Source organism: Bacillus sp. FJAT-27001 (assembly GCF_019039175.1).
Lineage (GTDB): Bacteria > Bacillota > Bacilli > Bacillales > Bacillaceae > Bacillus > Bacillus velezensis.
Map to the genome: position 1 here is coordinate 17970 of NZ_JAHOAA010000014.1, position 3160 is coordinate 21129.

Sequence of the window (3160 nt, forward strand, 5' to 3'; positions counted from 1 at the left end):
CAGCCGACTGGCGAATAAAGGGCGCTTACATCAAACCGTTTTAAATATGGCGGCCCGAGGGATTCACCTGAGTGTTGTAAGTAGGTGTTCACAATGAATATTGAAAATCCAATGGTCTTGAACAACTGGCATGACAAGGCGACTGAACCGGAAACAAAAAAGGACTTTTTCGGGGATGAAGTAACGTCAGCAGATAATTATGTAATCGACAGCGGCGAGATGATTTTACAAGACAATCTTAAACGCTATTTAAAGGAACAACTCGGATTTAGGTTTCATTCAGCGCAATAAAAAAGCCCACTTGGCAGAGTGGACTAGGTAAGGCGTTTTGGTAATTGATTGTATTCCTATTATACCAAAACGCCCCATAAAAAACAATGGAGGTTTTATACATGGCTAAACGAATAACAGCATCTTTCAGTGACCGGGCGGACGATCAACAGCGCCTGAGAGAAGTCGGCGGCTCAATCATGTTCAGTAAAGGCAAACCCGTATTTTCCTTCCCGTCAATGGACGCATACCGAGAATGGCAGCGGCTTGGTGCGGAAGCATACAAAAGAAAGGCAGGGATTATTTAATGCAAGCAGAGGTTTTCGCTTCGACAGCGGACATGAGTCGGGACGAATGGCTTCTTGAGCGACGGAAGGGCATCGGCGGTTCAGATGCCTCCGTAATCTTGGGGTTAAACAAATGGAGAACCGCATTTGAATTATGGCTGGACAAAACGGGACAAGTCCCGGTCAGTGAGTCAGCCAGTGAGGCGGCTTACTTCGGCTCAATCCTTGAGGACATTGTCGCAAAAGAATTTGAAGTGCGGAGCGGGAAAAAAGTTAGGCGTAAAAGGTCCATGCTGAAGCATCCTGAACATGATTTCATTTTGGCGAATATTGACCGAATGATCGTTGGAGAAAAGGCCATTCTGGAATGTAAGACCACATCGGAATACAACTTGAAAGAATGGGAAAATGACGAGATCCCTGCTGACTATATTGTTCAGGTCCAGCACTATCTTGGAGTGCTTGGTCCCGAGTATAAAAAAGCATACTTTGCTGTTCTGATCGGCGGCAATAAATTCGTCTGGAAAGAAATTGAGCGGGATGATGAATTAATCGAAATGATATTCACTGCCGAAGTCGAGTTTTGGAATACTGCGGTGTTGGGTGGGGTTGCTCCCGCATTGGACGGATCAAGCGCAGCAGAAGAATATCTGAAAAAAAGGTATGCGGAAACGGAAAGCAACAAGGTTATTGATCTTACAGCGGTAAACCGTGAACGGATAAAGCAGTATTTGCAATTAAAGGAAAGCATCGCTGAATTGCAATTGCAGGCGAAAGAATTAGAAAACCAAATCAAGCACGAAATGAAGGAAGCAGAATACGGATTCATTGGAAACTATCAGACCAGCTGGAAACCGGTTATAACTAACCGGATCGACACTAATAAACTGAAAGAGCAGTTTCCAGATGTATATGAGAAAGTCACAAAAGAAGTTCAATACAGACGCTTTGGAATTAAGGAGGTTAGCTAAATATGGCTACAAATGAATCACTTAAAAATAACATTCAAAAACAGAATAACGCGCCAGGGCAGCCGCAGGGAACAACGATGAAAGGCCTGCTTTCTTCTCCGGCAGTCATGAACCGGTTTGAAGAAGTTCTGGGGAAAAGGGCGTCTCAATTCACAGCATCAATTTTAAGTCTGTACAACAGTGAAAATACTCTTCAAAAAGCAGAACCTATGAGTGTAATTTCATCGGCTATGGTGGCGGCAACGCTTGATCTGCCAGTGGATAAGAACTTGGGTTATGCCTGGATCGTTCCGTATAAAGGGCGCGCGCAATTTCAGCTTGGTTACAAAGGATACATTCAGCTTGCTTTGCGGACAGGCCAATATAAATCTATCAATTGCATACCTGTCCATAAAGGAGAATTGCAAAAGTGGAACCCACTAACCGAGGAAATAGAGATTGATTTTGAAAAACGGGAATCAGATGCGGTTATTGGCTACGCTGCTTACTTTGAGCTTTTAAACGGTTTCCGGAAAACAGTGTATTGGACAAAGACGCAAGTAGAGAAACACAAAAAGAAGTTTAGTAAGTCGGACTTTGGCTGGGGCAAGGACTGGGACGCAATGGCGCTTAAAACCGTTCTTAAATCCATGCTTAGTAAATGGGGGATTCTCTCCGTTGAAATGCAAAAGGCAGTCATCGAGGATAACGAGGAACGTGAGCGGATTGACATTACTGACGCAATGGCAGAGCCAGAGATTATTGATGCTGAAGCACCGGAAGAAAAGCCAAGCGCGCAGAATGCTGATCCTTTTGATGGTAAGCCTGTTGATATTAGTGAAAATGACCTGCCATTTGATTAAGGTTGGCATCCCTTTCTGTTACAAGTGGATGACGGAAGGGGCACCAAATCGCGCCCAGCTGTTCCGTGATTATGTCGAAGGCTATCTCAGAACAAATGAACCTGGCTTACGTTTAGTCCGCATCAGCGGCATGACAGCACTGTGTGAAAGGAAGTAGGTGAGCCATGAACTACCTGAAAGAAATGAACGGCTTCATGAATTGGTTAGAAACGAATCCGTTGTCTGCAACAACACAAGCGTTATGGTTCCATCTGATGCACATCAACAATAAAACCGGGTGGCGGGAGTGGTTCACCACTTCAAATACCACTCTTCAAGCCAAAATAGAAATCACAGAAGCAACACTAATAAAGCATCGAAAAATTCTAATCGAGCTCAAACGAATAGAATATGAGCCGCAGGGGAGAAAGGCCGGGAAATACAAACTGATCTCTTTTGAAAATCCAGTGCGTAATGAGGAAACAGAGAACGGTAAAGCAGATATACCAGACGCAGCATCGCCAAAAGAATCAGCGCCAAAAGCACAGCAGGAGGTTGACGAAAAAATGAAAAACGCATTTGAACTATTCGAAAACAAAACAGCCCGCACAATTGGCACAATGGAGGTTCAGCGGCTCGGGTATATGGTGGATGATTACGGCGAAGAGAAAGTCATGGAAGCAATGAAACAGGCTTTCAGAAGCAAGGGCAACAACGTCAATCTGAATTACATTGAAGCAATCCTCTCAAACCCATTCAGCCAGAGACGAAAGGAGAAACAGCAGTATGGAAGCTCGCAAAACGCAAGATA

Annotated in this window: 5 protein-coding genes and 1 pseudogene; all 6 read left to right on the forward strand. The window is 44.3% G+C overall.

What is annotated here, in order from left to right:
* A pseudogene (locus tag BGM27_RS20670) lies at positions 1 to 97 on the forward strand (YqaH family protein); the annotation flags it as partial.
* Complete coding sequence (locus tag BGM27_RS20100; RefSeq protein ID WP_013351193.1) at positions 94 to 291, forward strand: YqaI family protein; 198 nt, start codon at positions 94 to 96, stop codon at positions 289 to 291. The pseudogene BGM27_RS20670 and the gene BGM27_RS20100, both read left to right, overlap by 4 nt.
* Before the next feature lie 101 nt (positions 292 to 392).
* Entirely contained in the window at positions 393 to 578 is a 186-nt protein-coding gene (locus BGM27_RS20105) for a hypothetical protein (protein ID WP_041482285.1), read from the forward strand.
* On the forward strand, positions 578 to 1528 hold the full coding sequence (locus BGM27_RS20110) for a YqaJ viral recombinase family nuclease (protein WP_014471495.1): 951 nt from the start codon (positions 578 to 580) through the stop codon (positions 1526 to 1528). Before BGM27_RS20105 ends, BGM27_RS20110 begins: the two co-directional genes overlap by 1 nt.
* 2 nt (positions 1529 to 1530) lie before the next feature.
* Positions 1531 to 2370 carry a recombinase RecT gene (locus BGM27_RS20115; protein ID WP_013351197.1) on the forward strand — a complete coding sequence of 280 codons (840 nt, stop codon included), beginning with the start codon at positions 1531 to 1533 and terminating at the stop codon, positions 2368 to 2370.
* 164 nt (positions 2371 to 2534) lie between these two features.
* Positions 2535 to 3160: DnaD domain protein (locus BGM27_RS20120; protein ID WP_217031359.1), on the forward strand; the 626-nt coding region annotated here is incomplete at its 3' end.

What these genes read in the sequence shown, in the direction of transcription:
- BGM27_RS20100 (WP_013351193.1), top strand. Translation starts at nt 94, where the DNA reads ATGAATATTGAAAATCCAATGGTCTTGAACAACTGGCATGACAAGGCG.
- BGM27_RS20105 (WP_041482285.1), top strand. Translation starts at nt 393, where the DNA reads ATGGCTAAACGAATAACAGCATCTTTCAGTGACCGGGCGGACGATCAA.
- BGM27_RS20110 (WP_014471495.1), top strand. Translation starts at nt 578, where the DNA reads ATGCAAGCAGAGGTTTTCGCTTCGACAGCGGACATGAGTCGGGACGAA.
- BGM27_RS20115 (WP_013351197.1), top strand. Translation starts at nt 1,531, where the DNA reads ATGGCTACAAATGAATCACTTAAAAATAACATTCAAAAACAGAATAAC.